This is a genomic window from Olivibacter sp. 47, assembly GCF_030372825.1.
In the GTDB taxonomy this organism is placed as follows: Bacteria; Bacteroidota; Bacteroidia; order Sphingobacteriales; family Sphingobacteriaceae; genus Olivibacter; species Olivibacter oleidegradans.
The window spans coordinates 2,032,209-2,057,418 of sequence record NZ_JAUCNR010000001.1; the positions used below are offsets into that span (position 1 = coordinate 2,032,209).

The following is a 25,210-nucleotide window of genomic DNA, read 5'->3' on the forward strand; positions in this document are numbered from 1 at the left end:
TCGGCATTTATAAACTAACACAAACCATTTTATGAACCATCTAAAAGTATGGGCCTTATTGCTGCTGCTATGTTTTGGTTGCGGTGGTAGGAATAAAGATAGCCAAAAGAAGCAAATCGCGATCGTAGTTTCTACGCTCAATAATCCATGGTTTGTCTTTTTGGCAGAATCTGCCGCGGAAAAAGCACAAGCTTTGGGTTATACCACTAAGATTTTCGATTCTCAAAATAATACAGCTTTAGAAACGGATCATTTTGAAAATGCAATAGCCGCCGGCTTTGATGCTATTTTGTTTAATCCCACGGATGCGGAAGGCTCTGTCGTAAATGCAACAAAGGCAATGGAAGCCAACATCCCGGTTTTTTGCATGGACCGGGAGATTAACTCGCGATCTGCAGCCACTTCACAGATCCTATCGGATAGCTATGCGGCCTGTGTACAATTGGGTGAATTATTTGCCAACGATTTGGAGCGACGGGGGAATTATGCGGAAATATTGGGTATTGTTTCGGATAACAATACCTGGAATCGCTCCAAAGGTTTCCATAGCGTAGTGGATAATTTCCCCAATTTGAAAATGGTAGCTCAACAGAGCGCTGATTTTGACCGCAATAAAGCCATGGAAGTAATGGAATCTATTTTACAGGGACATCCGGATATTAAGGGTGTTTTTTGTGGAAATGATGCCATGGCAATGGGCGCTTATCAAGCAACGGTCGCAGCGGGAAAGCAAGATCAGATAAAAATATATGGCTTCGACGGTGCCGAAGATGCCGTACATGCAGTTGCAGATGGCCGTATACAGGCTACCGCCATGCAATTTCCTAAAGTAATCGCTGAGAAAGCGGCTAAGTTTGCAGATGCTTACTTCAAAGGAGAGCGGACATTTCGTAAGAAGCTACCGATTGCAGTGGATGTTGTGACGCAGGAAAATATCAACCAATATATTGCTTATGGCAAAAAAACTAAGTAATATGATGAAGCGCGGACTTAAATATGTATTCATGGCCCTTATAGGTGCCACTTTGATTTACCATTCTGTTTACTTCAAAAGCCTTCAGAGGGTTAAGGCAAGTGTCAAGGATCTTAATATTGATAGTTATGCTAAGAATTACTTGTTTAAGCTTATTCCTAACGCCAAGTCTGAATTTGTGGATATTACTCTGCTTCGTAGGGCGCTGGTGGAAAATGCTTCGCAAGCCTTTGCAAGCTATTCTCATGCAGTAAGCGATGGAGACCTTCGCTATTTTATGGTGACAGGCGCCGGTGTGGTTGTGCAAACGGACTCCGATTATATATGGAGCCGAAGTGACACAAAGCCAGCCATTAAGCTAGCGACAAAATACATATACGGAACGGCAGCAAGAGACGCAGCTGGCTTGATAGCGGTAGACTCTTTTGATAATACGATGGTGTTCAATGAGCTCTCTGAAAAGATTAATGAGTTAGTTCGTAAGGAGATAGTGCCTATCTCGGAGAACTTCAAGCCCGGCGATAGCCTTCGATTTACAGGTGCCCTTGGTTTAAGCACAAAAGCTCCGCAACTAACAGAAGCAACTATTATTCCTCTACAGCTGGAACGATTGGAAACTAACGATAAAAAGGATCAAGATGTTAGAGACCGTTAATATTACCAAGAGATTTGCAGGAGTAACTGCGCTTAATAATGTTAACCTTCAGTTGATGCCGGGGAAAGTTACTGCACTTATCGGTGAAAATGGAGCTGGGAAGTCGACGCTTATGAAAATACTGTCAGGTGTATATACCTCCTACGAGGGGCAGGTTGTATACAAGGGGCGTGAAATGCATTTTGCAAATCCAAAGGAAGCGCAGAATAGCGGCATCGCTATCATTCATCAAGAACTTAATTTGATTCCGGACCTTTCGATTTTCGAAAATATTTATTTGGGAAGAGAGCTTATCGACACTTGGGGGTTTGTTGATCGGAAGACCATGCGTAAGCAAACCCAAAGTCTACTGCAAAGATTGAAACTTGATCTTAGTGTGGATTGCCTCATACGCGATTTGAAGGTTGGACAACAACAAGTGGTAGAAATTGCCAAAGCTTTACTGACAGATGCCGATGTCTTGATTATGGATGAACCAACCTCGGCTATCAGTGAACAGGAAGTGGACGTGCTTTTTGATATTATTGAAAGACTTCGAAGTGAAGGTAAAACGATTGTCTATATCTCTCATAAATTGGATGAATTGTTCAAAATAGCAGATGCTTACATCGTGTTACGTGACGGTTGTGTGGTTGAAAGTGGCGATATATGTAACGTGATCATGATGTATTGATCAGTAAAATGGTGGGTAGGGATATTCAATTATTGAAAGTAGGAACCAGGGCCCTGGCTGAAGAGGTAGTGTTAAAAGTTGATAATCTGTGTTTGTATGATGTCCATTCGAAACAACGCCTCGTCGTCGATCATGCTTCTTTTCAAGTTCATCGGGGTGAAATATTAGGTCTGTTCGGTTTAATGGGAGCAGGTAGAACGGAACTGCTGGAAACTATCATCGGTATGCATGACACCCGTAAAAGCGGCGAGATTCTGATGGACGGGCAGACGCTTCGTTTAAAATCTCCTCAGCAAGCCATACAGGCAGGGATCGTTTTAGTACCCGAAGATCGGAAGAAAAATGGTTTGGTTTTAGGTCTTGACATTAAAACAAATGTCAGTCTCAGTCGACTGCAGGAAGTGAGCGAGTTCGGCTTTATCAATAAGAGAAAGGACTTAAGTCTGGCACAGCACTATGTCGATTCCTTAAAGATCAAGTGTTCTTCGCCCACCCAACAAACAAAAAATCTCAGCGGAGGGAATCAACAAAAAGTGGTGCTAGCCCGATGCCTTGTAACTAAACCCCGTGTATTGTTATTAGATGAGCCCACACGAGGTATTGACCCCCACGCTAAAAACGAAATATATAAACTGATCTTAAGTTTAGCCGAACAAGGGATGGCCATTGTGGTTGTCTCCTCTGAACTACCGGAAATTCTGTGTCTATCAGATCGAGTGATGGTAATGAGCGAAGGCCGATTAACTGCCACTTTTCAAGCCGCGGAAGCTAATGAAGATAATATATTAAAGGCAGCCATTCCGAAAACTATCTAATTTAAAAAGAGAAAAATGATTCACCAGCGTATCAAAATCGCCAAATTTCAATCGCTTATTGCACTGGTACTAATGTGTGTAATATTGTCTTTCCTCTCCGATAAATTTCTTACACCTGCCAATGGATGGAATGTGCTGCGACAAATTTCAGTTAATATTTGTATTTCTGTAGGAATGACCCTGATAATTTTAACAGCCGGTATTGATCTATCCGTGGGTTCAATTTTAGCTTTTAGCGGCGCAGTTGTAGCCGGTCTGTTGAAGTTTGGAATAGAAATGCCTTCTTATGATCTCTATGTGGGATTTACACTTTTAGGTGGCGTATTATCCGGGTTGTTGGTGGGAGCTGCCTTAGGGGCTTTTAACGGCTTGGTAATTACGAAATTCAAAGTACCACCTTTTGTAGCGACCTTGGCTATGTTAACTATTGCAAGGGGCTTTACCATGCTTTGGACCAAGGGGTATCCAATTTCTTCTTTGGGTAAGGAATTTGCCTATATCGGTACCGGTTGGTTTTTAGGTGTGCCCGTTCTTGTTTGGATTGCAGCACTGATTGTGATTGGAGCGATCATATTGACGAACCGAACGGCCTTTGGTAAATACATTTATGCCATTGGCGGTAATGAGAATGCTGCGAGGTTATCGGGAATTAATATCAACAGGGTGAAAATTTGGGTGTACACCTTGGCTGGAATTTTAGCAGCGATAGGAGGTATTATGGTGACGTCGCGTTTAAATTCGGCCCAACCGAATGCCGGCTTAAGTTATGAGCTGGATTCCATTGCAGCTGTAGTCATTGGTGGTACTTCGCTCGCCGGAGGAAGGGGCACGATCGCAGGGACGGTACTGGGAGCGATGATAATCGGTATATTGAATAATGGCTTGGTACTGATGGATGTTTCGCCCTTTTGGCAACAAGTCGTAAAAGGCGCAGTTATCCTCTTAGCAGTTATGATTGACAAAGCAAATCATAAAGAAGAATAACATGACAGCAAGTTCTTGTATTTTAGCGATCGATCAAGGCACTAGCGGTACGAAGTCGCTTGTTTTTGACAGTAAAGGGAACATTTGTGCAGAAGCAACAATCCCCTTAAAAACAAGTTATTTTGGCGAGGGCTTTGTAGAGCAGCATCCGGAAGATATTTATAAAAATGTTTTACAGTCTGTTCGTGCTTGTTTGCAGCAGTATCAATCTACCGGTGCCTCTTTGTCGGCGATCGTTTCCTGTGGCATTTCCAATCAACGCGAAACCTTTCTTCTTTGGGACGAATTTGGTTCACCTTTGTGCAACGCGGTGGTATGGCAATGTAAGCGATCGGTTGATGTTTGTTATGAGATGCAAAGTCTGGATTTAGGTAATGTTATACATGATAAAACGGGTTTATTCATCGATCCTTATTTTTCAGGCACTAAACTGATTTGGTTATACCGTAATAATCCCGAAATCCAAAAGGCTATTAAGGCGGGTAAAGCTTATTTTGGGACGGTTGATACATGGTTGCTCTATCGTTTAACTAAAGGAGAGGCTTATCTTACCGATTATACCAATGCTTCGCGTACCTTGTTATTTAACTTAAATACACTGAGCTGGGATCGGGAATTAATCGCTCTTTTTGGCTTGGAGGGCATCCGATTGCCAGAGGTTAAACCTTCGTCCTATGCATTCGGATCGAGTCATTTTGAAGGATTGTTCAAACGAGCACTTCCTGTCCAGGCAATGATTGGTGATTCGCATGCCGCCGCTTTTGGAGAGGCATGCATCTATCCGGGTACCGCCAAAGCCACTTTAGGTACAGGTTGTTCGATTCTATTCAACGTAGGAACCGAGCGCCGAAATTCTAATTCCGGAATGGTTTCAACCATCTGCTGGAGTACGGAGGATCGGGTGGACTATGCGTTGGAGGGTATTATCGTATCCTGCGCCTCACCTTTGGCATGGTTAAAAACGGAACTTGGGTTGCTTACTGATTTCGCGGAGGCGGAAAACATGGCAACATCGGTAACTGACAACAATGGCGTTTACCTAATACCCGCTTTTAGCGGTTTAGGCGCTCCTTTCTGGGATATGAACAGAAAAGCCTCTTTGGAAGGTTTAACGTTTTCGAGCAATAAGAACCATATCGTGCGTGCAGCGTTGGAGTCCATTGCCTACCAAATACAAGATGTGTTATCTGCCATGAAACAAGACACGGGTATTCCTATTCAAGAACTTATGGTGAACGGAGGTGCAAGTAGCAATAACTTCGTTGTGCAGTTTTTAAGTGATTTACTGGAGGCAAAAGTCATCAGGAACGAAAATAAAAATGTATCCGCTTTCGGTGCCGGTTTTCTGGCAGGCCTCAAGGCGAACATTTTTCCTGACCTGGATAGCGTTCAATCTCTTTATCATCGGCATCCTATTGCGAAGACTACGCAAGTAGCAAAGGTAGCCGAAGCTTATCGTGGATGGCAACGATTTATACATGCGACAAAGTCCTGATTTTGTCTAGTTCATCGTTGACTTTGTCCAATTCACGAGATTCGTTCTTATCTCAGTTGCTAACATTATCTACTTTTAACCTATATCAAAAATATAGGTTATGAACACATTAAAAATAATTGCTTCTGCCGCGGGCTTGGCAGTTTTATTGGTGACAACTGCCGCATTTATCGACTTCAGGTATGAAAAGGAAATAAAAAAAATACAATCGCCCAAAAATGAAGGAGGTTTTGCCGTTGTTGAGCTATTTACTTCTGAAGGTTGTTCAAGTTGCCCTCCCGCCGATGAATTGATGGAAAAAATCCAAGCGGAAAATGAAAACAAACAGCTATACATTTTAGCTTTTCATGTGGATTATTGGGATCATCAAGGTTGGAAAGACCGATTTAGCGATCATGAATTTTCACTTAGGCAAAAGCAATATGCCAATTGGATGAAGCTCCAAACTATTTATACCCCACAGGTGATTGTGAATGGCTCAGAGGAAATGATCGGCTCGGAAGCAGGTGCCGTATTCAATGCAATCAAACGGCAATTAGCACAAAAGGCTTCATCGTCCCTTCGTTTAAGTTGCAAAATACAAAATAAAAAGGCGGTAATACATTATCAAGGTGTCGCTGACCAAGAAGAGGCCGAATTGGTACTTACACTTGTTCAACAATCAACAGCCAGTAGTGTAAAAGCTGGCGAGAATGCAGGTCGAAACCTGACACATGTACAGGTAGTAAGGAAATTAGCACGTAAAAGCTTAAATGGAAAAAAAGAGATTGTATTTTATTTACCTGACGATTTCAATGAAAAAGGATGGGAACTGGTTGGATTTGTGCAAAACCTCCGGAACGGTCATATTTCACAAGCAGCGCGTTTTGATTTAGATGAGAAATGAAAAAATTGTCACACCATTAAAATAATGACAAAGTAAAGCCGGCCATTTCTTTGATGAAACAGCTGGCTTTGTTTTTTGGGTTTTTGAACCTCGAAAAAATAACTCAGATTGCTAATGTATCTACGGCCTTTTCAAAAGCATTTTCTTGTATACCAGGAATAGCAACACCCTCAACACGATAAGTGGTGATGTCATCTAGGCCAATAAAATTGAGCGCCTTCGTGAGGTAGGGCTCGGTAAAATCAAAAGACCGCATCGGTCCTTCAGCATATATGCCACCGGAAGAAATGGCTAAATAGACTTTTTTACCTATTAGCAATCCTTCAGGCCCTTCAGCTCCGTATTTGAAGGTAACACCTGCGCGCATAACATGGTCGAGCCAAGCTTTTAAAGTGGAATGTATACCAAAATTATACATAGGAGCGCCTATAACGATGATGTCGGCTTTTTGCAGCTCGGCAATGGCCTCATCCGAATGTTTGATTGCAGTGGCCTGTGCTTCGGTCCTTTTGGACGGCTCGGTCATGAAGGCATGGAGATGCGCCTCTTCTAAATGTGGAAAGTGCGTCTCTGTTAAGTTATGTACTTTTACATTGCTGCCCGGATACTTAGCAGAAAGCCTTGTCACAATTTCATTTCCAAGTTTGATACTGAAAGAGTCCTTGCCTCTAGGACTAGAGATAATATGTAATATATTCATCGTTTTAAATTTTTTCAAAAGTAAGCAGTGGTACTTTCAAAAAGATATGACTATACCAAAGGATAGTGCTATCCTTTGGTATAGTCGCAATTGCTATCTTTGTTTTATGGAAGATCACGTATACACTAAACAAACGTGCACTGAAAATATTCAGGCAGTTAGAGATGCTTTATATGTACTGAATGGAAAGTGGAAATTGTTGGTGATTATTGCGCTGACGGAGGGGGCTACACGCTTTACAGAAATCGAAAAGTCAATCGGTGAAATTACGCCAAAGGTACTTTCGAAAGAATTAAGAGAGCTGGAACTGAATGAGTTTATAGAAAGAAAGGTGCTGAATACCGTACCTGTGCAAATCCACTACGAGTTGACATCACACAGTGATTCATTGAAAGAAGTAATTAACTCCCTAGCTATTTGGGGTAAACAGCACAGGGAATACATACAAAATAAAAGAAAGCTCATGCAATCGAATAAGAGCGTCTAGCTGCTTTTACGCATCACGATGCGTTTAACTAGATAAAGCAATAGCAACGATATGCAACTAACACAGGCAACGACGATTCCTACATAATTGTATCCTGCCAATACACTATCTTTACCTGCCTGGCTTACCAACATGCCTGCGATGGTGGCGCCAACGCCACCTGCGATCTGCTGCAAGGAAGAGTTTATGCTCATAAAGGCACCGCGATCTTTCTGCTCAGGTACGGCACTAACAAGTGCGGTAGAGGGTACCATACGGCCTATTACGGTAGTAGTGATGAGCACGTTGAAGACAAGCACCACCCAAAATGGTGTGGGGCCAAGTTGCGTATAAAAGATACTCATGAACATCAGACCAATACTGGCGATCGCAAATAACTTGTATTTATCAATCCGGTCACTTAATTTTCCTAAAGCAGGCATCATCACCAGCGAAAAGCAGCCCGAAACCATGAAAAGGACAGGAAGTTGTTCGTGCGAAATACCTAGATTATTAACTGCAAAAACAGTGGCGTAGGGCATCAGCATAAAGCCACCTATCGACAGCAGTGCCGTAGCTGCCATGCCAATACGATAATCTCCATTGGCAATTGTTCGGTAAAGGTGCACGAGTGAGTTTTCCTTGCTCTGCAAGGCAAGGTGTTCAGTAACCGGCCGCAGCCAGCAGGCAATGGCAATAACGATAAGTATGGCCAATACGGAGATCATAAAGAAAGGCATTTCCCAGCCCCACCTATTTGCTATGAACAGGCCGATGGGAATACCCAACACTTGACTGGCACCGAAACCCATTTGTACAACTCCCATGACACGACCACGTTTCTCCAAGGTAAAAAGGTCCGTAATAATAGCCATGGAAATGGCACCAATAACACCGCCAAATAAACCGGTAATAACACGCGCGGCTACTAAGGTGAAGAGTGTATTGGCTAAACCACAAAGGAGTGTTCCGATGACAAAACCAATGTAGAAAAACAGCAGTAGCTTTTTACGATCGTATTTATCAGCAAATCCTGCCGTGAGAAGGCCTGATGCGCCTGCGCTAAAAGCATAGGCCGAGACAGCCAGTGCAAAGGAATTGGCTCTAATGTCCATGGCTTTGATCAACATATCGCCTAGAGGCGACATGACCATAAAATCGAGTATAATGGTGAACTGTGTAAAAGCCAGTATTAAGATTACCAATCGTTCGTAGGGTGTAAAGGGTGCTTTTTTTTCCGTTTGCATTTGTGCTAGCTTAGTATTTCGCATTCAAAACCACATCCATGTACCAACTCCATAATATCGTCGGAGGAAAGGGTAGGACTCACTACCCGTAAGACATAATCTTCGTCGCTTAAATCAACCGACCAAGTTTCTATGGTTCCTAGCTGATCAAGCACTCGAGCAACTTTATGCTTGCAGTTGCTATCTTCAATGCTTGTTTTGAATATAAGTACGTGTTCAAATTTTTGCATAATGATATCACTCATATTTGGGAAGTCTATTTTTTAAATGCCTTCACTACCAATTCAAAAGCTTGCCAGAGCATTTCCTCTTTTAAAGTAAAGGGACGACCGTTTAAACTTACACCATCATTATGGAATTTCACGAGCCCATATAAAGGACCAAAGGCGACCGACCAATAGACTTCCAGCGGAAGATTTGGAATGTCTCCTCGATCGACAGCATGCTGAACGAAGGCGCCCAAAATAGGCTCGGCTTTCTCTGTGAAAGCTCCCATGAAACGGTTATAATACAAAGTACTTCTAATTTGTTCGAAAAATAAGCTAAGGGTCTGATTATTGAGCATTTGCCGATAGCGATTCGCCCATTGTGTCCTCAAGCCTTGCTCAAAAGGAGCGTCCGGATCCAAGCCCCGTACAAGATCGTCGGCCATTGTCTCGCCCTGTTCCGCCGCTAGTCTGCTGATCAGATCATCTTTATCCTTATAGTAGATGTAAATAGTAGCGACAGAAATCTTACACTCCTTCGCCAGCTTATTTATACTAAAGTAATCCAATCCGCCCTTTCCGATCAGTTCTATTGCTTTTTGCTTTACCAGTTGCTCTTTTTCTATATCCCTATTTCTCATGTGGTATACATAATGGCTGCAAATATAAGTGAATATTCATTTATTTATAAATTTTATTTTGGTTGTTTTGAGATTAGGATAATGAAAGCAATAGACGGGATTGATGTAAAAAAGGGCAATACAGACCCATAAGGTCCGTATTGCCCTTTTTTTTAATTATAGCCGGGGTTTTGAGGAAAACTGGATGATCCACCTTCTGTTCGATCTATCTGATCTTGTGGAATGGGGCGTAAAACATGATAGTCCTTGATGTTTTTTCCGCCGTCGGGGTTGTAAGCTTGTACCCGTGTTACCAATTGATGCGTTCTTACCAAATCATACCAGCGAAGTTGCTCACCCAGCAATTCTCTGCCACGTTCTTCCAGTATGAAATCAATATTCAGGTCGGCGGCGGTAATTAGCATTGCTTGACGATGGGTTGCATCCTCGGCTTCATCCGTGCTATTGTACGCGGCCCTTGCTCGGACCATATTCATGTAAGTAACCGCCTTATCCATGTCTCCACTGTACATAAAAGCTTCCGCCGCGATCAAGCAGGTTTCAGCAAGCCGAAATGCTAGAAAGTCGCGAGAGCCGAACTCATAATTAATATCCGGGCGTTGTGGATCTAAAAATTTAGTTAATGTCGGGTATAGTTTCTTGGTATACGACTGTGGCTCGATAACCATGAAGTTTTTCGAGGCCTTTACCACAGGATCCAGCTGGTAGCCTGGTAGCCAGATAGCGGTATCTCCCAAGGCGTAAGTTACTTGTTTCCCGTTTACATTATAGGTGCCTGGTTTACTGCAATAGAATACATCCTTAAAGCTTTTTTTATAGCGTGTGTCATTCACGCGATCGGCAAACAAAACATCAAGTGTGTAATTAGTTGGCATAAAGCGTTTCCAAGGTTGCCCATCCTGTATATTCCTGTTCATTCCCGGTAAAACGTCATATTCCATGAGGAAATACCGGTGTGCGGAATTTCCTGTTCCGTCGGCGTCCGCATCTGCACCATTCGTGATGGCATTTTTAGTATATTGAACCGCCCATATGACTTCCTCATTTCGCTCGCCGGCTCCTTGCTCAAAAACAGCAGCAAAATCTTCCAGTAAGTGAAAATTATAGCCAGTAATTACTTGTTCAGCCAGGACGGCCGCATCTCGGTAATCACTGTCTTTTGCTGCTTCAGAGCTTGCTCGGGTAAGTAATACCCGAGCAAGCAAATGTTCGGCAGCGGGTTTTGTAGCTCGACCATAATCGGTTTGTTCGGCCGGCAGATTTTGAATAGCAGCTCTTAGATCATCTTCTATCAATTGATAAATATCAGTGAGCGGAGCACGTGATGCCGTTGTTGTTGCTTCTTTCGTTTCGCTGGTTGTAAGATGGACGGAACCGTACTGTTGCACCAATGTGAAATAATAGTAGGCCCTGAGAAATTGTGCTTCACTCCTGCGGATATTACGTTGTTCTTCCGGCATATCCGCAACATCGGGGGCGCGATCAATTACGGCATTACAGGTATTGATACCGACATATAAATTGTTCCATAAGTCGCGCACGTAGGTCGTACGGGGGTCAAATTGGGATGTATACTCATTGATGAATTTGTAAGAGCCGTCAGAACCCATCGTATAGGTATCCGTTCCGAAAACAGTCATTGTCATGCCCAGCTCATTAGCGTGGAAAGTCCGAAGGGTAGAATAAGCCGCTTTAACGCCGTCTTCAAGCCCTTCGGGTGTTGAAAGGTATTCATCGCTAACTTGCGAACGGATTTCCTCATCCAGCATGCGCTTGCAAGAGGTACATAGGGCAAGCGTCAATATAGATAGCATTAATATTGTTCTCATGTTGTTAAAATTTAACGTTTAAACCAAAAAGCCAAGTACGAGTAGGGGGGGTGTCAACGGGTAGATTTTCAGTATCTGCATTGAAATCGATTCCTTCCGGATCAACCCCTTGATGTTTATTGATATAAGAAGAGAAAATCAAAGGTTGCTGAGCACTTACATAAAGGCGAAGTGATTCGGCACCAATTTTAGACGCCCAGCTTTTTGGAAAGTTATAACCAAGATTGATATTCCTTATTTTGAGAAATGAACCGCTAAAGTAGGCCATACTTGTATTATAAACGGGTCGCTCTTGGTTTTGGTTGGGCCTTGGATAAGCATTTGTCGGATTATTGGGCGTCCAATAATCTACGTTTAAGTTGTTATACCTGCCAAACAACGTGTTATGTACTTCATGAAAGGTACTATAGATCATATTACCTAAATTAAAATAAAGGAAGACGGATAGATCAAAACCGTGGTAGGCGAAACGATTGGTCAAGCCGCCTGTAAGCGTGGGTCTATTATTCCCTAAGATAATACGGTCTGAATCATTGATCACGCCATCCCCATTTTGATCCTTGACTTTAATCTCTCCCGGTACCCTTCCGTATCGGGCGGCCTCATCCACTTCATTGCTTTGCCAAATGCCAATTTTTTCAAAATCATAGTAAACTTGTATAGGATGGCCAATAAACCAACGGTTTCCAACATCATCTTGCTTCCCGCCGTACAGTTCGGTGATACTTTCTTTATTCGTAGCGAAGTTCAGGTCGGTGTTCCAGCTAAAACCTTTCTCATCCTTGGGTTTGATGTTCACGGAAGATATACTAAATTCGAAACCGGTGTTTTTTGTTGACCCGACATTTTCCATAATGGATCCATAGCCGGATGTAAAGGGAAGCTGTCTTTCCATCAATAGATCACGCGTCTGCTGCGTATAGAATTCAGCTGCTCCGGTGATACGGCCACCCAGCACGGCATAATCTAAACCAATATTGAACTGACGGGTGGTCTCCCATTTCAGGTTGTCATTTCTCAATTGGTTTGGTCTGAAACCAAAACCGGCCGTCTCATCAAAAGCGTAAGTCGTCCGTTGCAAGAGCCCTTGTGTTCCATACGGATCTATACCTGTATTACCTGTTTCGCCATAGGAGGTCCTAAGTTTTAGTAAATCGAAAACGTTATTACCTTCCATGAAGGACTCATTGCTTATTGTCCAACCCAAAGCGACAGAAGGGAAGAAACCGTAACGGTGATTTCTTCCGAAACGAGACGACCCATCTATACGAGCGGTTACAGTGGCCAAAAATCGATCATCGAATATATAATTGACGCGTCCCATGTAGGATACAATGTCCCAGCGTTGGAAATCACTTCCCGTACCCAAGATTTCTTCCGCTGCACCGAAATTAAAATATTGCATTTCCTCCACCGGAATACCTCTTACACTGATATCGGTTGCTTCGAATTGCCGATGTTGCAAGCCAAATAAGCCTGTAAGTTCCAGTGCGTGTTTTTCGGCAAATGTTTTATTGTATTTCAAAATGTTCTCCAGCGTATAGTTGAAAACCAGGTCCTCATTTCCTTGTGCGGCAGCAGTACCTCCCAGACGGGCATTCGTATACCTTCCTTGAAAATCGCCGACCCGATTTTGAATAAGATCCGGGCCAAAGTTCAAACGGAAAGTAAGTCCTTCAGCTAAGGTTGCTTCTCCGTAAATGCTGCTAAAAAGACGCATGCGTTTGTTTTTGTTGAGTAGGGCCCCCGGTACCAATTCACTCAAAGGATTACTCCGTAATCCATCTGTTGTTGGCCGAAAGATCAGGTTGCCTTGATCATCATAGGGAACACCTAAGGGGTTTTCCAGTAACGCATCGTCATACGGATTTAAATCTTGTCCGTTGGTAATACTGTAGTTACCGAGCATCGAAGTACCAATACGTATCCTATCACTGATCTGGTGATCTAAGTTCACCCGCATCGCATAGCGGTTAAAATCTTGTATAGGTATAATTCCCTTGTCTTTCATGTAATTGAAGCTGACATTGAAGCGCGTCTTCTCCGAGCCTCCTAGAATACTTAAAGAATGATTCATGCTATGGCCTGTCTGCAACATGAGATCTTGATAATCGGTGCTCCGTCCCTGTGCAATAGACGCCAGCTCCACGGCGTCGAATAAACCGGGTGTATTTTGATCGGCGTTTGGATCACTGTCATCGTAGTTCCCGGTTGCCCGTCGTGATTCTCTTTTAAATTCAGCAAACTGTTCGCCGTTCATCATGTCGATCTGCTTATACGCACTGGAAAAGCCAAACCAATTATCGTAGCTTACTGTCGTTTTTCCCACTGTTCCCCGCTTTGTGGTTATAATTACCACACCATTGGCTCCCCGGGAACCGTAGATAGCAGTAGCAGAGGCATCCTTTAGCACTTCCATCGAAGCGATATCCTGGGGTGGAATATCCTCCAAACCTCCGGTAATGGGAATTCCATCGATGACATATAGCGGATCGTTACCGGCAGAAAATGAACGGTTTCCACGGATACGAACCGTAGCAGCACCCCCAGGCTTATTGTTTGTATTGGTTACAAAAACACCTGCAGCCCTTCCTTGCAAAGCCTGTGACGGTTGTGTTACGGGCACTTCGGCAATGGACTGTGCACTGACTGAAGACACCGCTCCGGTTACGTCCTGTTTTCGTTGGCTACCATATCCAACTACGACCACTTCGTCCAAGGCTGTGTCGTCATCTGGCTTGAGTGTAATTATAATTTGTTCTGCTTGTCCCTCCCGAAGCATTTGTTCTGTCGGTTCATAACCTATAAAGGAGACCACCAATACATCAGACGCTGCACTGGATTGGATAACAAATGCACCGTTTTCATTCGTAGAGACTTTTTTGGTACTTCCTTTGATGGCAACAGTAGCGCCTGGAAGCGGTTTCTTGTTTTCATCGAGCACACGGCCCTTAATTTCCCGTTCTTGGAAGTCTTTCGAAAGGGCGAGTATTTCCGATGTTTTGGCTACTGTGATCGAACTTGGCAGTAACCACGGGGAATACAGCAGAGACATGAGTAAAACTCCCCGCCTCAGTTGTGTTTTAGCTAAACTGTTTTTCATTGAATCATTTGTTTTTGTTTATAATCGTTTGGCTTCTTCAGTTGCCTGACAGGCATAGCAATACAGCCAGGTGATCGAATAACCTTTACATGTGCACTATATAGAGAATAAACTCCTCGGAAAGAAACTTAACTCTTCTGTGATCGGTTCTATAACAGGTAAGACCTGTTAGCGTGGTTCTTTGGAGTGATATCGAACAATACAGAGCAAGATACATCTTCAATAATCGATTCAACGACTTTACGGCTCATAATTAATCTATTTAAGTTACATTTAAGATTGGTAGTAATCAGTTATAATCCGAGCGAAGCCTGGCTTCATCAGAACTACTTATTGATAATCAACGGCAAAATACGGTGAATATGTTTTGAATGAAGGGCAAAACGGCCTGTTTTTTTACGATAACGTTATCGTAAAAAATAAGCAGATAAAAAGTAGCGGTTTAAATGAATGCCCTGGCAAGAAGTAAAAAACCAGGTAGGTTGAAGGCTATAATTTATCTTCCGGATCTAACAAAAAGTTAGATCCGGAAGATAGAAGTTCTAGAACTTAATGTCGTCTACAATGCCGTTTGCGCCTGATTCACTCGAAAATCGTTCACTGTATTCCTTCTTTTTTTGGTCTTGATAATCTATCATTGAGCCATAATATTAAAATCGTTCATCCATTGTGTACCTGCACTGTTAACTTGTGATACCGTTAGACCGAGTTCATCAATGAGCCATTGGGCACCGTCTATTCCATTGTCGTAGGCTGCCTGCATAGCCCCTTGAATTTCAAAAAATAATACTTGTCCGTTTCCAGACGTTGAAGATTAGCCTTCGCAGTTTCTGATTCCACTTGTGTAGCGGGCGCGTTATCAGGCTGAAGTACGCCAAGTTTCTCATGTTCTTTTACCATACCAAAATATTTGGAATAAACACTAACTACGTTAAAGGATTTGTCATCTCGCATCCGATTATTCCAAGTGACTTGTGCCTCATCCCACATGGGTCTTTCTATGCCAAGGGCACGACAAATCTGTTCTTCGGTACAACCCTCTCCGAGCTTTGCGGCACCTACGGCATAGTCGAATATCGTAACGCCATGCACGGGTTGTAGTTGCGGATCATTCGGGTCTTCTGTTGCGGTGTTCATGGTTGAATAACCCGCCGAAGCCGCGCCTGTGTCAAAAGCTTTCTGATAATTGCCTTGCATATACGCATCAAACAAGTCTTTGTTATTATTGGTGTTTGAATTTTGCTGTTCTGTCACCGCTTTCTTCGCCATATCTTCCAGATTGTCGGTGAGTCCTTTGAAAAGTTTCTTAAACATGGTTATTGAATTTTGATAATTAAAAATTGTTTGATTATCTACTGTTATCTAAATTGCTCGAAGCGCTCATAATCGCTTAATAGGCGATCATAAAAATTCTGATGTTGAGCAGTTAGGCCGGGTAGTATACGATTCATTTCATCTATAAGCGCCTGAAGATATAGTTGATACTTCTCTTTGGCGCTGTCTGTACCAAATGCACGACGATGCTCTTGATAACGCTCATAGAGCTCATTGCAACGCAGCTCAGCTAATGGGCGCGCTAAATGTTCCACCAAACGAACTTGGGTGCCTGGATCAAAGGTGTTTTGTGTTCGACAATAGGGGCAAGCGATATAGGTTGCTGTAAAATAGAATGTTGAAATTTCCAATTTACCTCCGCATTGTTTGCAATGAAAATGATCTTTATAATGTGTATATGTTTTCATGATATCAGCATACTCTTTTTCCAGATCGCGTTCGCTTATCTGGTCAAAGGCGGAAGTCATCATGTTCAGAACGCCAACGTGCCAGTCGTTAAAAATCTGGGAGATTTTGACCAATTCCATAGTTGACACTTTGGGTATAACCTCCTCTTGATAGGTATTAGACCCTTTTTGTATAATGGCGGTGAATTGGGCTATCATACCCGCCTTAAATTGTAAAAAGCTTCTTTTAAAAGGATCTTTGTCTGCATCAGCAATGCGTTGTCCGGATACCTGTATTTCCGAATGCATTTCTTCTGCTCTTTGGTATAGTTTACCCAAAAATGTTTGTAACCTTTGAACTAAGGATGTGTCGGCGTCAACGTCATTTGCGGTATTTGTGTTGGTAGTACTACTTTTGTTCTTTTTATAAAGATTGAAAAAGTTCATCACAGTCTTGTTTATTTTGAATTGTCGTGATCCTTTAGATGAATCCCATTACTTAGTTTTTGCGTTAAAAATTCAAATCCACAGTAGGCACATCGGGTAAGACCATCCTCTTTGGCCCTTCCGCTTCCACAATTCGGGCAGATAATAATTGTTACGCCTGCCTCTTTTTCAGTAAATTTTTCCCGTTTCTGTTGAAGGGCAAGTTGTTCCATGCGTTCAACAATTGATAGCGGTTTCTCCATATAGAATTGTTGTTTACAACTTGGATAGTATTTCTGCTTTTTTTGCTTTATACTCGTCTTCGTCAATTAAGCCACTTTCGAAAAGAGTTTTAATCTTTTTCAATTTCACGACCGATTCATCTTGCGTTTCGGAAGAGTTTACGGTGTTGTCTTGTGAGTTTATTTTCGAATTTGTTTGATTTTGCTGCGTTGCCTGCATTTGTCCCATTAATATGCCCATTGCAATTCCCTGTTGTGCCCCTTGCTGAGCAGGGCTGCTTTCTTGGCTAATAGCAATCGCGGTATTGAATTTTTGGAATCGATCTACGTCACCGCTTACCATATTCATACCCGTTACTTTATCATAATATTGGGTAACTTCATCGGGCAAGGTAGCGGACGTAACGGTAAATTGAGTGATTTCAATACCAAAAGTTTCAAAATATGGCTGAATCAGTGGGGCGATTTTTTTATTGAGTAAGGAAATATTGCCAGCAATGTCTAATACAGAAATATTAGAAAGTGCTAAAGCTTCACCAAACTGGGGAGCAATAAAATCACGGAGTTGTCGCTCAAACTCAAAGACCGTAAGCTGGTGATAAGTACCTGCATATTCTTTAAAGAATCTTGTAATGTCTGTAATACGTACATTATATGTGCCAAAGGCGCGAATTCGTACCTGCCCGAACTGCGCATCGCGTAGCATGATAGGCGCTGGAGTACCCCATTTTAGATTCACAAATTGTTTGACAGAGAAATAATAAACATCCGCTTTGAAGGGGCTCTCGAATCCATATTTCCACCCTTTAAGGCGTGATAACACAGGAACGTTTTGCGTATGGAGTGTATAAGTGCCCGGCATAAAAACATCAGCAATAGTCCCCTCGTTTATGAATAAAACTGACTGACTTTCGCGTACAAGTAGCTTAGCGCCATTTTTTATTTCTTTGTCTCCATCAGCAATCTTCCACATCATCATATTGGGATCCTGTTCGGCCCATTCAACGATTTCTAAGAAGGGTAATTTTGACGTTGGATTGCTCATTTTCTGTTTTATTTAAAAGGTCTATTGGTTTTCACCATTTTAATCCAGTGTTTTTTAACGGGGCGATACCAAAGCTACCGCTGACAACCCTATTTCAAAAGTTAAGAACGTTGCAAAGTAACTACATGTTGCAAAAGTAGCGACTACAAAGTGACTACAAGGTTAATTGTCTTTGCGTTAAATGATTGGTAATAAGGATGATGTGTTTGTTTCTTGCCAAACAATAGCACCTAGCTCAATTCTTGTAAGAAGCGATCTAGATCGGTGTCTTTGTCCAATCCGATTTTTTGTTTGATGCGGTATTTGCTCACGCGTACGCTTTTAGGTTCAATATAAAAAGCCGCGGCAATTTCTTTCGTGTTTAGTTGGAGCCGTAAGTATGCGCAATGTTTCAGTTCAAGAGGGGTGAGCTTATCATTGGACATTTCTTTTAGTTTACTAAAAAACGCAGGGTTGATGCTTTCAAACTCTTTGGCAGATCGCTCAACAGTTTCCTCCAAGCGCATCTCTTCCTTGATGATTTTTTCTACATAACCCCTGTTTTGTTCCGTTTCCAGTTTTTGTAGCTTATCTTTCATTTGAAGGAGGAGGCGGTTTTTGCGCTCAATTTGCAATGCATCAGCCATGGCTTCTTTCTGCATCTGGTCTTTTTGTAATAATAAGAGTTGCTGTTCGGCTTGTAAACGCGCTTGCTCTTCTGCCTGCATTTTCAATCCGAGCTCGGCATTACGCTCGGCCTCCTGTTTTTCTTGTTGTAGACGTCGAGATTTTTCTTCCTGTAGTTTTGTTTTGCTTTTAAAGGAGTTTACCAATAAGCAGATACTAATCACTAAAAGAAGACAAATACCAGTTAATAAAAGGTTTTGTGTCCTCTGACTGTCCGCCTTCTGAGCGGCTATTTTTATATCCTCTGATAGTTTACTGTTCTCATACTGCGCCTCCAGTTTTTTTGCTTGGAGCATCTTTCGCTCATCAAAGATTTTGTTAGTAAAAACTTCTTTTTTCTTTTGATAGAATAAGGCTTTTTTGAAATCTCCTCTTTTAGCGTATAAATCACTGAGTCCTTGTGCTACATTGGAAAACGTATAATACGAAGGAGTTGCCGCTTTTGTGAGCTGGGTATAAGAATCCATTAAATAAGTCTCAGCGAGTCGGCTTTTACCTTGTAAACTGGCTATTTCTGCCAAAAGACCGTTTACATTGCCGGTAATCGTGTAGTTTTTATCAGAAGCTTTTGCAAGCTTTTTGGCAATATCTGCATAAAAAAGAATACTGTCCTGAGTAGATTGCTTATGGAGCGGCTGGTATTCAAAGAAATAATTAGCCAGATTAATATTAGCTATCGAATAAGTACGGACACCTACCTGCTCCGGCGATTTTTTATAAACGCTTGCCGATTTATGAAGATACAACTTCATGCTATCCAAATATTGGCGCTTCTTTGTCTTTTCATAATGAAATTGCATCGCTGTAGCATAGGCAGTATATGCATTGGCAAGCATCTCATTGTCGGCATTTTCCCTTGCCGTAAGAATGGTAAGTTGTGCATACTTTTTACTCAATACCTCATCATCCCAACTGGAATAAACACCATATAAGATGTAATAAGCTCGGGATTTTAGCGAGTAATCCCAATTTTTAGCTAGTTTTAGGGCTATTTGGGCATTACTTACGGCCAAGTCCCCGATGTCGAGGTAATTATAATAGGTTGCAATTGCAAGATACCCGTAAGCTTCTACCGTTCTATTCTTGATGCGTTGGCCGAGCTGTAAGCATTTATTTGCATACTCCTTAGCCTTACTATAGTCGGCATTCACAAGATATTGCTTGCTAAGTTCTGTATTAAGTTTAGCTAACAGAACCGGATCCTGTGGATGTCCTTTCAGTTGTTCGGCTTCTTTTAAGGTGCTAAGATTCAGATCGTAATTGGCCTTTAAACGAGCTGTATACGCTTTTTTTAAATACTCGGCGAGCGAATTTTCCTGCGCGGATAGACTAAGTAAAAAGCTGCAAAGCAATGTCCACAAAAAAATGCATCGTTTTATCATTTAGGGCTATCTTCTCTATTAGAATAACTGAGTTTTTGAAACAAATTGGCATTGCCATTAATTGAAATCGAGCTCTGCCGCGTTTAAATATAAACAAACTTAGATAAATTGCTCAAATATGCAATATAGCCTTGCATATTAAAGCGATTTGACAATTCGTTAAAAAAGACCGCTTATTGATCTTAAATTAAACATTTTTGCTAAAGGTTTAAACAATACTCGCCAAAGTGCTCAATCACCATTGTTATCTTTAGCTAGCTAATACGTGACCTTGATAAAGAGGCCTTTGTATAGGATGAAATTTTAAGTTGAGCAAGCAACAATTACCATTATAATATAAATAAACTAAAGTATGAAACAATTAAAAAAAATGTGGACAATGATCGTGGTGTTAGCCATCTTTAGCACGGCGAAAACATCTTTTTGTCAAGTAATCAATATAAGAACTGTCGAACAGGGGGGGACAGGAAGGTATAGCGCAGTGATGATTACAGAAGCGTCGTTGCCAACGCATACCATCTTTAGACCGAAAGATATGCGTATATTTAATGAAAGGAATAAATTGCCGATCATTGTTTGGGGTAACGGTGCCTGTTACGATTCTCCTTGGGAACATATAAACTTTTTAAATGAAATCGCTTCCCATGGCTTTTTAGTTATTGCCATTGGTACCATGCCCAAAGAAACAGGGGAACAGGTAAAGCGTAGTTCACAATCATCAAAACTATTGGATGCGATTGACTGGGCCATTACGCAAAACGATAAGGAGAAGAGCCCTTATTATAATAAATTGGATACAACCGAAATAGCTGTAAGTGGTATGTCGTGTGGAGGTCTGCAAGCATTAGAGGTTGCTGACGATCAGCGTGTTACTACACTAGTTGTCTGCAATAGCGGTATTTTTGACGATCCGAAGAAAGGGATGCCCGTGCTTCCGGTGTTAAGTAAAGATCAGCTTAAGAAAATACATACGCCCACTCTCTACTTGTTAGGTGGTGAATCAGACATCGCTTATCAGAACGGAATGGATGATTTTAAGCAAATCAATCATGTACCTGTTTTTGTTGCAAACATGGACGTCGGACATGGCGGAACGTATAGCCGACCTCATGGCGGCGAATTCGCATGGGTGGCAACCAATTGGTTCAAATGGCAGTTAAAAGACGACCGTGAAGCAGCCAGGTTATTTACGGGCAATCCATCAGGGCTTTCTAAATCACCTGCCTGGACAATAGACAAGAAGAATATGCCTTAATTGTTAAGGAATAATTTTGTTTCCTTCTTTTACAACAAAACAATTTCTTGCGATTTGAATACAATGGTTTTAATCGTGCCTTTTAAGCCTGTTTAAGCGATTCTTTTATTTTAATTGTTTGATTTACAATTATTTGATTTTTATGTAACATTTAAAGGCCTTTTTGTAACATAAATTTTCAGCCTTTTCTTTTTTCTTAAGTACAATTGCCTAACAATTATAGCTGAATGCCATAAATTACAGCAAGGGTATTCTTTTCCTAATTATAAACCAATATCAAGGAGGTACTATGGGACCATAAGTAACGCTTTCATTTAAGAAGGTGCACCGATATGAATAATGCTCGTGTGCCTTAACTAGCTATTTATCATGACAATCAATTAAAATCACATGACAAAAAAAGGCATACCCATCGTGTTCTTTATTATAGGATGTCTCTTCCTATCAGCATTTCTTATTGCAACCCTGAAAGGGTCTCATAGCTTCGGCGGCTGGCTGCTGATGGGTTTTTTTCTCTCAGTCGCTTTTGGACTGCGTTATTATTCCTTGTTAAAAGGCTATTCTTTTACCGTAATGATATTTGCTGCAGTGAGCGTATCGATGTATTATCCGCAATTTTTTATCCGTGTAGGAGATTTTCGTCTTTCAGCGCTTATCGTGCCGCTCATGCAGATTATTATGTTTGGAATGGGGACAGGGTTGAGTGTAAAAGACTTTGTCGGTGTTGTTAAAATGCCTAAAGGTGTAATTGTAGGAGTACTATGTCATTACATGGTAATGCCCCCGGTAGCTTTTGCCATTACCCGTATCTTCAATTTCCCCGCAGAAATAGCGGCCGGAATCATTTTGATTGGCAGCTGTCCAAACGGATTAGCTTCTAATGTGATGACCTATTTAGCGCGCGCAAACCTCGCGCTTTCCGTGACGCTCACCGCTGTCTCGACGCTGTTGGCGCCCCTAATGACACCCTTATTTATGCAGTTGCTTGCGGGGCAGTATGTATCGATTGATTTTTGGGATATGGCTTGGGATATTACCAAAATTGTCATCATACCTGTATTGGCTGGATTGTTATTTAATCGATTTCTACACGGGAAAGCGAAGTGGTTAGATGATATTATGCCTGTATTATCCATGGCTGGTATTGCACTGATCATCATTGTGATTACCGCTGCTGGCCAAAAGGACCTGTTGATTGTCGGGCCTGCCTTGGTGTTGGCGATGCTCTTGCATAACACGAGTGGGTATGTGCTTGGTTATTGGCTTGCGCGTTTGTTGCGGATGGATGAAAAGGACTGTCGCACAATTGCAATCGAAGTTGGTTTGCAAAATGCGGGCTTAGGGTCGAGTTTAGCCTTGGCAATGGGTAAGTTATCTACGGTTGGCTTAGCATCTGCCGTATTCTCACCAATTATGAATATTACGGGCTCGTCACTTGCCTTATGGTGGCGTTCACGCCCCCTGAAGAATCGGCGTACCGAAATTGACAATCAATAACAAACCTTTAAACAAAACAGTTTATGAAGCACTTTAGCATATTAATACTGACAGTTTGTGTGAGCATCTTTCAGGGACATTCCATCTTTGGACAGCAAATCAGCAAAGGGGAACTAATCTTTTTAACACCGGAATGGCAAGGCGAGCGTTTTGAGGACGGACGTCCAAAAGTTTCCGACGAACTTTTAGATCGCATGAAATTGGTTACCCTAGAAGAAGCTTGGGCTGTATTACGCAATGAAAACTATAACTACCAGTACGAGGACGGTTGGTTGAGCATCAATCCGGATAGCGTGTTGGTTGGTAGAGCGGTGACTGCCGTTTTTGTTCCGGGACGACCGGATATCCATCGTGCGATTGATGAACGTGGACATAATCAGGATGGTCGGATAAAATCGCAAAACTCCTGGACAATAGACCTACTTACTAAGCGAGATGTGTATGTGGTTGATCAATTTGGTGCCCATATTGATGGCCCAACAGTAGGAGACAACTTAGGTAACTCCATTTATGCAAAAACCGGAAATGGTGTAGTGTATGATGGCGCGCTACGTGATATCGGAGGTTTAAAAGAGATCGGTGCTTTTACCTCATTCTACCGATCATATCACCCTTCTCATCACCTTAATGATCCAAAGGGGCGATTAAATACCACCTTAGTGGGAATAAACATACCTACTCGGATTGGTAAAGCAACCGTTATGCCTGGAGATGTGGTGCTGGGTAGGGATGGAGGAGTTATATTTATTCCACCCCACTTGGCCGAGAAGGTTGTCCGTACTTCTGAAGTGGTTCGTTTACGTGATATGTTTGGTCATCAACGCTTACGCGAGCAGAAATATACCCCTGGTGAGATTGATACGCGTTGGTCGGACGAAATAGAAAAGGATTTTTGGCAGTGGCTTGATGCGAATGCTGATAAACTTCCCGTACCTAAAGAACAGATAAATGAACTACTCAAACAGCGCACTTGGTAGGCGCCTTATTCACCTTAATTTTAAATAACGATGTCAAATAAAACAAGAAGAGCTTTTTTTAAAAAAGCCATGGTAATGGGAGCTGCCTTAAGCCCTTTATCGGATACTTTCGGAAGTGCACTCCTGCAATCGGCGGAACGATCGTCAAGAGAATCGGCGCCCTCCTCCCTTAAAATTACCGGAGTAGCATGCGCCTTTATAAGGTATGGTTCCGGGCTTTTTGTCAAAATAAAAACGGATCAAGGTATTTATGGTTGCGGAGAAGGGGTTGATGCGGTGCCAGGGACCTATCATTTCGTAAAATTGCTCGAGCGCAGACTCGTTGGGAAAAACCCACTTAATGTACACAGGATTTTTGAGGATCTGCGGAAATCAGGCATCTTTCAGGGTGCTCAGGCAGGGATGTACATCGCTGTTTTATCTGCCATTGAAACAGCACTCTGGGACATTACTGGAAAGGCGCTCGGCGTGCCGGTATATCAATTGCTTGGTGGCAAATTCCGAGATAAAATACGTGTGTATTGCGATACGGCGCTTTATCAGCAAAATTTACCAACACCGCAAGATTTTGCGAACGCAGCTTCCAAAGCTAAAGAAATGGGTTTCACAGCGATTAAATTTGATCTTGATCAAGGAAATGATCCCAATAAATACGATCAGTATAACTGGACAGCTAGTCCTAAAGAGTTACAACGATGGTCGATCAGGTGACCGCGGCTCGTGAAGCTGTTGGTCCGGATATTGATATCTGCTGTGATATGCATGGACGTTACGATTTGGTTACCGGGCAGCAAGTGGCAAAACGTTTGGAACATTTAAATCTCATGTGGCTGGAAGAGCCTATACCTGCCGAAAATGCGGAGGCTTATAAGCTTATTGCCGATAGTACATCGACTCCTATCTGTGCGGGTGAAAATCTCTATCTGGCTTATGGTTTTAGGCGCTTACTTGAGCTGGGTGCAGCGGATATCATTATGCCGGACCTTCAAAAAGCAGGGGGGCTTGGAGAAGGTCAACGAATTGCTAACTTGGCCAATCTTTATTACGTTCCATTTGCTCCGCATATGGTGGCGTCTTTCTTGGGGGCAATGGCCTCATGCCATGTCTGCGCATCGGTACCGAATTTTATGATTTTGGAATGGCAGAGCTACTTTCATACCGACCCAATGTTTAAGGATATTGTCACTTTTGACGGATCGATGGTAGAAGATGGCTTTATCAAACTTCGGGAGGTTCCCGGTATCGGTGTAGATATCAACGAGGAAGGGATGAAAAAATATGCCACGCCCGATTATCCCTTTTTTACTTAGTATAAAAAAACCGATT

At 42.2% G+C, this 25,210-nt stretch carries 23 protein-coding genes and 1 pseudogene; 13 read left to right on the plus strand and 11 right to left on the minus strand.

Features of this window, described 5'->3' with window-relative positions; translation table 11 throughout:
• Positions 1-31: 31 nt before the first annotated feature.
• The 7 genes from QT327_RS08835 (at position 32) to QT327_RS08865 (ending at position 6,481) form a co-directional block, all read left to right on the plus strand.
• Positions 32-973, plus strand: coding sequence for a D-ribose ABC transporter substrate-binding protein (locus QT327_RS08835; RefSeq protein ID WP_149105505.1), 942 nt, complete (start codon positions 32-34; stop codon positions 971-973).
• Positions 954-1,628: a DUF2291 family protein gene (locus QT327_RS08840; protein ID WP_130857134.1), complete on the plus strand. Its 675-nt coding sequence runs from the start codon at positions 954-956 to the stop codon at positions 1,626-1,628. Before QT327_RS08835 ends, QT327_RS08840 begins: the two co-directional genes overlap by 20 nt.
• A complete protein-coding gene (locus QT327_RS08845; RefSeq protein WP_289552617.1) occupies positions 1,612-2,301 on the plus strand; it encodes an ATP-binding cassette domain-containing protein in 690 nt (229 codons plus the stop codon). Before QT327_RS08840 ends, QT327_RS08845 begins: the two co-directional genes overlap by 17 nt.
• An 8-nt stretch (positions 2,302-2,309) precedes the next feature.
• Positions 2,310-3,116 (plus strand): ATP-binding cassette domain-containing protein, encoded by an 807-nt coding sequence (locus QT327_RS08850; protein WP_289552619.1) that lies wholly within the window; start codon positions 2,310-2,312, stop codon positions 3,114-3,116.
• Positions 3,117-3,131: 15 nt separating this feature from the next.
• Positions 3,132-4,100, plus strand: a complete 969-nt coding sequence (locus QT327_RS08855; RefSeq protein WP_013665892.1) for an ABC transporter permease — start codon at positions 3,132-3,134, stop codon at positions 4,098-4,100.
• Between the two features lies 1 nt (position 4,101).
• Positions 4,102-5,595 carry an FGGY family carbohydrate kinase gene (locus QT327_RS08860; protein WP_130857136.1) on the plus strand — a complete coding sequence of 498 codons (1,494 nt, stop codon included), beginning with the start codon at positions 4,102-4,104 and terminating at the stop codon, positions 5,593-5,595.
• Positions 5,596-5,695: 100 nt separating this feature from the next.
• A complete protein-coding gene (locus QT327_RS08865) occupies positions 5,696-6,481 on the plus strand; it encodes a DUF1223 domain-containing protein (RefSeq protein WP_130857137.1) in 786 nt (261 codons plus the stop codon).
• A gap of 103 nt (positions 6,482-6,584) precedes the next feature.
• Here QT327_RS08865 and QT327_RS08870 read toward each other — a convergent pair whose 3' ends face one another.
• The gene (locus QT327_RS08870) at positions 6,585-7,181 is read right to left on the minus strand and encodes an FMN-dependent NADH-azoreductase (RefSeq protein ID WP_130857138.1); all 597 of its coding nucleotides are present in this window, start codon (positions 7,179-7,181) and stop codon (positions 6,585-6,587) included.
• Between the two features lie 46 nt (positions 7,182-7,227).
• Here QT327_RS08870 and QT327_RS08875 point away from each other — a divergent pair, with 46 nt between their 5' ends.
• Positions 7,228-7,668 (plus strand): winged helix-turn-helix transcriptional regulator, encoded by a 441-nt coding sequence (locus tag QT327_RS08875; RefSeq protein ID WP_130857139.1) that lies wholly within the window; start codon positions 7,228-7,230, stop codon positions 7,666-7,668.
• Here QT327_RS08875 and QT327_RS08880 read toward each other — a convergent pair.
• From QT327_RS08880 to QT327_RS08930, 10 genes and pseudogenes are all read right to left on the minus strand, one after another.
• Positions 7,665-8,894, minus strand: a complete 1,230-nt coding sequence (locus QT327_RS08880; RefSeq protein WP_130857140.1) for an MFS transporter — start codon at positions 8,892-8,894, stop codon at positions 7,665-7,667. The two genes, QT327_RS08875 and QT327_RS08880, sit on opposite strands and share 4 nt — an antisense overlap.
• 5 nt (positions 8,895-8,899) lie before the next feature.
• Positions 8,900-9,139: a hypothetical protein gene (locus QT327_RS08885; protein WP_130857141.1), complete on the minus strand. Its 240-nt coding sequence runs from the start codon at positions 9,137-9,139 to the stop codon at positions 8,900-8,902.
• 11 nt (positions 9,140-9,150) lie between these two features.
• The gene (locus QT327_RS08890) at positions 9,151-9,741 is read right to left on the minus strand and encodes a TetR/AcrR family transcriptional regulator (protein WP_013665899.1); all 591 of its coding nucleotides are present in this window, start codon (positions 9,739-9,741) and stop codon (positions 9,151-9,153) included.
• 152 nt (positions 9,742-9,893) lie between these two features.
• The gene (locus QT327_RS08895; protein ID WP_130857143.1) at positions 9,894-11,570 is read right to left on the minus strand and encodes a RagB/SusD family nutrient uptake outer membrane protein; all 1,677 of its coding nucleotides are present in this window, start codon (positions 11,568-11,570) and stop codon (positions 9,894-9,896) included.
• Positions 11,571-11,574: 4 nt separating this feature from the next.
• Positions 11,575-14,673 carry a SusC/RagA family TonB-linked outer membrane protein gene (locus QT327_RS08900; protein WP_149105506.1) on the minus strand — a complete coding sequence of 1,033 codons (3,099 nt, stop codon included), beginning with the start codon at positions 14,671-14,673 and terminating at the stop codon, positions 11,575-11,577.
• Between the two features lie 634 nt (positions 14,674-15,307).
• Positions 15,308-15,987: pseudogene (locus QT327_RS08910) on the minus strand (DUF6620 family protein).
• A gap of 44 nt (positions 15,988-16,031) precedes the next feature.
• Positions 16,032-16,841 carry a hypothetical protein gene (locus QT327_RS08915; RefSeq protein ID WP_130857146.1) on the minus strand — a complete coding sequence of 270 codons (810 nt, stop codon included), beginning with the start codon at positions 16,839-16,841 and terminating at the stop codon, positions 16,032-16,034.
• Positions 16,842-16,852: 11 nt separating this feature from the next.
• Positions 16,853-17,083 (minus strand): hypothetical protein, encoded by a 231-nt coding sequence (locus tag QT327_RS08920; RefSeq protein ID WP_130857147.1) that lies wholly within the window; start codon positions 17,081-17,083, stop codon positions 16,853-16,855.
• 13 nt (positions 17,084-17,096) lie between these two features.
• Positions 17,097-18,107, minus strand: a complete 1,011-nt coding sequence (locus QT327_RS08925; protein WP_013665905.1) for an SPFH domain-containing protein — start codon at positions 18,105-18,107, stop codon at positions 17,097-17,099.
• A gap of 230 nt (positions 18,108-18,337) precedes the next feature.
• Positions 18,338-20,134, minus strand: a complete 1,797-nt coding sequence (locus QT327_RS08930) for a helix-turn-helix transcriptional regulator (RefSeq protein WP_289552628.1) — start codon at positions 20,132-20,134, stop codon at positions 18,338-18,340.
• 373 nt (positions 20,135-20,507) lie between these two features.
• On the opposite strand from QT327_RS08930, the gene QT327_RS08935 reads away from it, so the two are divergent.
• The 5 genes from QT327_RS08935 (at position 20,508) to QT327_RS08955 (ending at position 25,194) form a co-directional block, all read left to right on the plus strand.
• A complete protein-coding gene (locus tag QT327_RS08935; RefSeq protein ID WP_013665907.1) occupies positions 20,508-21,410 on the plus strand; it encodes an alpha/beta hydrolase family protein in 903 nt (300 codons plus the stop codon).
• Between the two features lie 390 nt (positions 21,411-21,800).
• Positions 21,801-22,907: a bile acid:sodium symporter family protein gene (locus QT327_RS08940; RefSeq protein WP_130857150.1), complete on the plus strand. Its 1,107-nt coding sequence runs from the start codon at positions 21,801-21,803 to the stop codon at positions 22,905-22,907.
• A 23-nt stretch (positions 22,908-22,930) separates the two neighbouring features.
• Positions 22,931-23,884: an RraA family protein gene (locus tag QT327_RS08945; protein ID WP_130857151.1), complete on the plus strand. Its 954-nt coding sequence runs from the start codon at positions 22,931-22,933 to the stop codon at positions 23,882-23,884.
• Positions 23,885-23,914: 30 nt separating this feature from the next.
• Positions 23,915-24,595 carry an enolase-like domain-containing protein gene (locus QT327_RS08950; RefSeq protein WP_289552630.1) on the plus strand — a complete coding sequence of 227 codons (681 nt, stop codon included), beginning with the start codon at positions 23,915-23,917 and terminating at the stop codon, positions 24,593-24,595.
• Positions 24,580-25,194, plus strand: a complete 615-nt coding sequence (locus tag QT327_RS08955) for a mandelate racemase/muconate lactonizing enzyme family protein (RefSeq protein WP_289552631.1) — start codon at positions 24,580-24,582, stop codon at positions 25,192-25,194. Before QT327_RS08950 ends, QT327_RS08955 begins: the two co-directional genes overlap by 16 nt.
• Positions 25,195-25,210: the final 16 nt, after the last annotated feature.